The sequence below is a fragment of the Brevundimonas sp. genome (assembly GCF_016463485.1).
In the GTDB taxonomy this organism is placed as follows: Bacteria; Pseudomonadota; Alphaproteobacteria; order Caulobacterales; family Caulobacteraceae; genus Brevundimonas.
In genome coordinates, this window is record NZ_JAEMRD010000177.1 from 1 (window position 1) to 6321 (window position 6321).

At 68.5% G+C, this 6321-nt stretch carries 7 protein-coding genes; 2 read left to right on the forward strand and 5 right to left on the reverse strand.

All coding sequences use genetic code 11. The features are described 5' to 3' along the window. Positions 1–218: 218 nt before the first annotated feature. From JHC99_RS16940 to JHC99_RS16950, 3 genes are all read right to left on the reverse strand, one after another. Entirely contained in the window at positions 219–467 is a 249-nt protein-coding gene (locus JHC99_RS16940) for a hypothetical protein (RefSeq protein WP_292155813.1), read from the reverse strand. Then, on the reverse strand, positions 467–1207 hold the full coding sequence (fabG, locus tag JHC99_RS16945; protein ID WP_292155814.1) for a 3-oxoacyl-[acyl-carrier-protein] reductase: 741 nt from the start codon (positions 1205–1207) through the stop codon (positions 467–469). The genes JHC99_RS16940 and fabG overlap by 1 nt, the downstream gene beginning before the upstream one ends. 175 nt (positions 1208–1382) lie before the next feature. Then, positions 1383–2303: a glycerophosphodiester phosphodiesterase family protein gene (locus JHC99_RS16950; RefSeq protein ID WP_292155815.1), complete on the reverse strand. Its 921-nt coding sequence runs from the start codon at positions 2301–2303 to the stop codon at positions 1383–1385. Positions 2304–2438: 135 nt separating this feature from the next. On the opposite strand from JHC99_RS16950, the gene plsY reads away from it, so the two are divergent. Further along, positions 2439–3077 carry a glycerol-3-phosphate 1-O-acyltransferase PlsY gene (gene plsY, locus JHC99_RS16955; RefSeq protein ID WP_292155817.1) on the forward strand — a complete coding sequence of 213 codons (639 nt, stop codon included), beginning with the start codon at positions 2439–2441 and terminating at the stop codon, positions 3075–3077. After that, entirely contained in the window at positions 3074–4159 is a 1086-nt protein-coding gene (dprA, locus tag JHC99_RS16960) for a DNA-processing protein DprA (protein WP_292155818.1), read from the forward strand. The genes plsY and dprA overlap by 4 nt, the downstream gene beginning before the upstream one ends. Here the strand turns inward: dprA and JHC99_RS16965 are convergent. Together JHC99_RS16965 and era are read right to left on the reverse strand one after the other, a co-directional pair. After that, a complete protein-coding gene (locus tag JHC99_RS16965; protein WP_292155819.1) occupies positions 4107–5375 on the reverse strand; it encodes a serine hydrolase in 1269 nt (422 codons plus the stop codon). The genes dprA and JHC99_RS16965 overlap by 53 nt on opposite strands. A gap of 22 nt (positions 5376–5397) precedes the next feature. After that, a partial coding sequence (era, locus tag JHC99_RS16970) for a GTPase Era (RefSeq protein WP_292155821.1) occupies positions 5398–6321 on the reverse strand: 924 nt, incomplete at its 5' end.

Sequence of the window (6321 nt, forward strand, 5' to 3'; positions counted from 1 at the left end):
TGGTCGATGACGATCTTGCGGACGCGTTCCAGGGTGTCGGACATGGGGGTCTCTGCCTTATGGGGCCGCGGGGAAGCGGCAGTTGTCTCAAATCCTGCCGTCTCATGACAGCGACGCTTGTGCAAGACCCTAACGAGCCAAGCCTTCTGCGGTTGCGCCCCTCTAGCACAGCCGTCGGGGCTGGGAAGGGGCGTCACCGTATTTGACTGCGCGTGCGATCAGCGTCTGACGGAATTGACCCACCAGACCAGGGCCGCGCCGACCAGGGCGAGCGGCGCGCCGTAGATCGCCCAGATGATCTGGCCGGTCATGAAGCTGCCCGGCAGGATGTTCAGTCCCTGCAGGACCCAGGCGATGCCGATCAGCAGCATGGGACCACTGACGATGGTGGCCAGGACGCGCAGGACGGTGACCAGGACGGCCCCGGCCCGGGGCTCCTGAACGAAGATGCGGCGTTCGCGCGTCATCATATCATCGCCATCCCGCCGTTCACGTGAAGCGTCTGGCCGGTCACATAGGCGGCCTCGTCCGACGACAGATAAACGGCGGCGGCGGCGATCTCGTCGCCTGTGCCCAGCCGACCGGCCGGAATGTTCTTGAGGATGGTCTCGCGCTGGGCGTCATTGAGCACATCGGTCATCGGCGAGGCGATGAAGCCGGGCGCAATACAGTTGACGGTAATGCCGCGCGACCCGACCTCCTGGGCCAGGGACTTGGAAAAGCCGATCATCCCGGCCTTGGACGCCGCATAGTTGGTCTGGCCGGGGTTGCCGGTGACGCCGACGACCGAGGTCACGCCGATAATCCGGCCCGACCGACGCTTCATCATCCCTTTCATGGCCGCGCGGCTGAGACGGAAATAGCTCTCGAGGTTGACGGCCAGCACCGACTGGAAATCCTCGTCCTTCATCCGCATCAGCAGGCCGTCTTTCGTGATGCCGGCGTTGGCGACCAGGATGTCGAGCGGGGTGCCAGCGGCCTCCTCGGCGGCGGCGACGAGGCCGTCGACCGAGGCGGGATCGGACAGATTGGCGACGGCGAAATGGGCGCGTTCGCCCAGTTCGTCCTTGATCCCGGCCAGGACGGCCTCGCGAGTGCCGGACAGGACGACCGTGGCACCCTGGGCGTGCAGGGCGCGGGCGATGGCCCCGCCGATGCCGCCGGTGGCTCCGGTCACGAGGGCGGTCTTGCCGGTGAGATTGAACATAAAGAGGAGCTCCACTGTCTTTCTTCTCCCTTGCGGGAGGCTGAGGCCCGAAGGGCCGGATGAGGGGTCACACGGACCTCACAGGTGAATTTCGAGAGGCCGACCGTCAACAGCGGTGTGACGTTGATGCGTCAGGCTACGCCTGCCACCCTCTCCCGCAAGGGGAGAAGGCCGACTATCGGTCACACGTCGCCGCCCGCGCAACCTCGGCTTCGAGTACGCCCTTGACGGCCAGAGGTGCGTCGGTGGCGATGACCGTAACACCCTGCTCGTAGAGGCGGCGGTATTCGGACACGTCGCCGTCGGCCGCGTAGACGTCGTCAAGGCGACGACCCGCAGCGCCCAAGGTGCCGAATTGGGCCTCAACGCCGCGCGCCTTCAAAGCGGCCCACTGCGCCGGGTCGGGCGAGCCTGCGCCCGTCCAGCCGAGGATCTGGGCCTCGTTCAGGCCGTCGAGATTGCCCATCGACTTGGCCCCCGCCGAGATCATCATCTCCGGGGCGAGGGCGGCGACGGCACGGGCGGTCTCGGGGGAATAGGTGATCAGGATGACGCGGCCCTCGGCGCCGACGCGGCGGACCTCGTCGACCACGGCGCGGGCCAGGACCATAGTCGCGGCCTCGTCGGCGGGCTTGAGGTCGATGGAGGCGATGGTGCCGGCCGCGTCGGCCGCCGAAAGAGCCTCGGCCAGGGTCGGCGGGGCTTCGTCGGTCAGTGTGCCGTCGGGGGCGGTCAGGCGGGTGGCCTTGACCTGCGCCAGGGTCAGGTCGGCGACCTTTCCGGAGCCGTTCGTGGTGCGTTCCATGGTGTCGTCGTGCATGAGCACCAGCTTGCCGTCCCGCGTCAGGACGGCGTCGATCTCCACGATAGCGCCGGGGATTGCGCGGCCGGTGGCGGTGATGGCGGCGATGGAGTTCTCGGGCTGGTCGTCGGCGGATTGGGCCCGGTGGGCGGAGATGGCGACGCCGCGTTCGCGCACGCAGTCGAAATAGGCCGCCAGGATCGGGCCGTCGGTCGCGGCGGACCGGGTGGGCGTCACCGCACAGGCGGACATCAAGGCCAGCACGGCAAGGCTGGACAGGGTCGGACGGATCATGGGCGTGGTCTCTGCGAACGGACGCGGACCAGTGCCACATTCGGTCGCGTCGTCAAGCGGCACCCCAAGTTGCGTCTTGCTCGCAAGCCGGCCCCGACGCATCTTGCACCACAAGACAGAGGGGAGCGACTCACCGTGCAGGATCTCGTGGCGCCGGCCATCGGCGGGCTCGCCTTCGTGGCGGTTGCCGGATACCTGCTGGGGTCGATTCCGTTCGGCGTGCTGATCACCCGCGCAGCCGGTACCGGCGACGTGCGCAACATCGGATCGGGCAATATCGGCGCGACAAACGTGCTGAGGACCGGCCGCAAGGACCTGGCCCTGGCGACCCTGCTGCTGGATGCAGGCAAGGGTGCGGTGGCCCTGCTGCTGGCGCGGTGGCTGTTCAACAGCGATCTGGCCGGGGCCATCGGTGGCGGGGCGGCGTTTCTGGGCCACCTGTTCCCGATCTGGCTGAAGTTCAAGGGCGGCAAGGGGGTGGCGACTTTCTATGGTCTGCTGCTGGCCGCGCATTGGCCGCTGGGGCTGCTGGCGGCGGCGATCTGGCTGCTGGTGGCGTTCGGGCTCAGGTATTCGTCGCTGGCGGCCCTTGTGTCGGCAGCGTGCGCGCCGGTGCTGGCCGTGTTGCCCATTGCGGTGCTCGGGCTGCCGGCGCCCGGGCCGATCGCGGCACTGGCCCTATTTACGGCCGTACTGATCTACATCCGGCATCATGAGAACATCGGCCGGTTGCTGAAAGGTCTCGAACCCCGCATCGGCGCCAAGAAGGCGTGAGCGCACGGCTCGACGAGGCGGAACGGTTCGCGCGGCTGAGGCTGGCGCGCACCGATCGCGTCGGGCCCGTGTCGTTCCGCCAGTTGCTGGACCGGTTCGGCACGGCGTTGCGGGCGCTGGACGCCCTGCCCGACCTGGCACGACGCGCCGGATCGACCGGATACGACCTGCCACCTGTCGAACGGATCGAGGCCGAACTGGCGGCGGGGGAGCGCAAGGGCGCGGTCCTGCTGGTGCTCGGCGACCCCGCCTATCCTGACCGGCTCGCCGCCGTCGATCCACCGCCGCCGGTGCTATGGACGCGGGGCCACTGTGCCCTGTTGTCCGGCGAGACGATCGCCATGGTCGGGGCCCGGATCGCCTCGGCGGGCGGGCAGAGGATCGCGCGGGGCCTGGCCCAGGCCCTGGGTCAGGACGGGTTCGTCGTCGTGTCGGGACTGGCACGCGGCATCGATGCGGCGGCGCATCTGGGGGCGCTGAAGACCGGAACGGTGGCGGTTCTGGGCGGCGGGGTCGATGATGTCTATCCGCCCGACAATGCCGAACTCTATGACCTGATCGTCGATCAGGGTTGCGTCGTGTCCGAAAGCCCCATGGGAGCGCGGGCCCAGGCGCGGGACTTTCCGCGCCGCAACCGGATCATCTCGGGCCTCTCGCGCGGCGTTATCGTGGTCGAGGCGGAACTGAGGTCCGGGTCGCTGATCACCGCGCGGCTAGCGGGGGAACAGGGCCGCGACGTCTTCGCGGTACCGGGCTCACCGCTCGATCCGCGCTCGAAAGGGCCGAACGAACTGCTGCGTCAGGGGGCCATCCTGTGCGAGGGCGTCGAAGACGTCCGGCGGGGGCTCGAGACCCTGCGGACCCTGCGCGAGCCTCCGGGCGACCGGTTCGAGGCTATGCCCGATGACGTGGATCAGGCCCTGATCGAACGCGTCGCCGCCCTGCTCTCGCCCACACCGACACCGCGCGACGAACTGGCCCGGGCCTGTGCCGCACCGGTGGCCCATGTGGCGGCGGCCCTGCTGGAGCTCAGTCTTGCGGGGCGGGCGACACTTCTGCCGGGCGGGCTGGCGAGCCTCTAGACAGGGTGGTCGGGAAGGGCCGCCCGAGCGCCTCGGCCAGAGCCTGTTGGGCCAGCAGGAAGACCTCGTCGCGCTGATGGTAGTTGTTCGACAGCACGATCACCGTGATGTCCTCTTCCGGCTGGTAGATCACCAGGTTGCGGAACCCCGACCAGCTGCCGGTATGGTAGATCTGCTGGGCCTCGAACGAGGGCTGAACCTGTCGGCCCAAGCGGTTGGCGAAGATGCCGTAGCCCCAGGCGCGGTGCGGACGACCCCGTTCGTCGGGGGTGTCGGCAGGCGAATGGTCGGCGATCATCTGGGCATAGCTGTAAGGGCTGAGGATACGCCCGCCGTGCAGGGCCCGCTGCCAGGCCAGCATGTCGTCCAGCGTCGAATACAAGGCACCGGCACCGGTGACGACGCTGACGTTCGCCTGGGGCTGGGCTGCCAGGCCGCTGGGGAAGTTGGCGTAGCCCATGGCCAGGTCCGGTGTTTCGCCCAGGCCCGTGTGCGTCAGGCCCAGGGGCTCGAACAAGGCGGTGTCCAGATAGGTCTCGAACGGCATGCCGCTGGCCTTCTCGACGATGGCGGCGGCGAGGTTGAAGCCGGCGTTGTTGTAGCGAATCTTGGTCCCGGGCTCGAACTGGAGGGGATAGCGCGCGGAATCGGCGGTCAGTTCGGCGAGATTGGTCGGTGTCACCCGCCGCAGGCCCCAGGCCGGGCGCGCCATCAGATCCGGGATGCCCGAGGTGTGGCTCAGCAGGTGGTGGATGCGGATGCCGGCCCAGGCCAGCGGGCACGGCTGGATCCACCGGCAGACCGGATCGCTGATGGTCAGCCTGCCCTCGTCCTGCAGTTTCAGGATGGCGACGGCGGTGAACTGCTTGGACACCGAGGCCAGGCGGAACGGGGTGTCGAGCGCCAGCGGGCGACCCTCATCGGCATTGGCCGGACCCTGGACCCAGCGGAACAGCACCTGATCCCCTCGCGCCACCAGGATGCCGCCCATGAAGCGCGAGTGGGTCGCCAGGCTGGCCGACAGCTCGGGCAGGTCGCTGACGGTGACGACCGGCGGGCGCTTGAGCTCCGCGACCGGTGCTTGAGCCAGCGCGGTCGGCTCGGCCGTGCGCACACCGGTCCAGGCGGCCAGGGCCAGGACGCCGCAGATCAGGACGATCAGGACACCGGCGAGGCGACGGGGATGGTTCCCGGCGCGGCGGGGGACATGGAACACAGGCTTACGCGAACTGAAGGAACTAGACGTCGTACTCGAGGCCGAACTGGGCGTAGAGGGCCCTGGAGTCCTGCCATTTGGGGTCGACCTTGACGGTCACGAACAGATGCACGGGTCGGTCGAGCAGTTCGGTCAACTCCTCACGCGACTTCTGGCCGATCCATTTCAGGGTCTGGCCGCCCTTGCCCAGGATGATCGGGCGCTGGCTCTCGCGCTCGACATAGATGGTCTGTTCGATGCGGGCCGAGCCGTCAGCCTTTTCGTCGAAGGCCGTGGTCTCGACGGCGGCCGAATAGGGCAGTTCCTCGTGGACGCGCAGATACAGCTTCTCGCGGGTGATCTCGGCAGCCAGGACGCGGATCGGGACGTCGGCGCTCTGGTCCTCGGGGTACAGCCATTCGCTGGGCGGCATCGACAGGGCCAGCCGCGCCTTCAGGTCATCGACGCCGTCGCCGGTCGCGGCCGAGATCATATAGACCTCCGAGTAGACGCCGGTCTCGAACAGGGAATGCGACAGGGCCAGCAGGGTGTCGCGGCGCATGCCGTCGATCTTGTTGAGCGCCAGGATGACCTGGGTGCCCGAGCCCTTCAGGTTCTCGATGATGGTCTCGGTATCCTCGGCCGAACGCCGGTCGGCGGCGGCGCCTTCCTTGCCTTCGGAGGCGATGTGCGAGGCCGCATCGATCAGGTGGACGACGACGTCGGCGTCGTGCGCGCCGCCCCAGGCGGAGGCGACCATGGCGCGGTCGAGACGGCGGCGCGGGGTGAAGATACCGGGCGTGTCCACCAGCACGATCTGGGCGTCGCCCGTGATGGCGATGCCGCGCACGGGGAAGCGCGTGGTTTGGACCTTCTGGGTGACGATCGAGACCTTGGATCCCGTCAGCCGGTTGACCAGGGTGGACTTGCCGGCGTTCGGCGCGCCGATGATGGCGGCGAAGCCGGC

What these genes read in the sequence shown, in the direction of transcription:
- fabG (WP_292155814.1), bottom strand. Translation starts at nt 1,207, where the DNA reads ATGTTCAATCTCACCGGCAAGACCGCCCTCGTGACCGGAGCCACCGGC.
- JHC99_RS16940 (WP_292155813.1), bottom strand. Translation starts at nt 467, where the DNA reads ATGACGCGCGAACGCCGCATCTTCGTTCAGGAGCCCCGGGCCGGGGCC.
- JHC99_RS16950 (WP_292155815.1), bottom strand. Translation starts at nt 2,303, where the DNA reads ATGATCCGTCCGACCCTGTCCAGCCTTGCCGTGCTGGCCTTGATGTCC.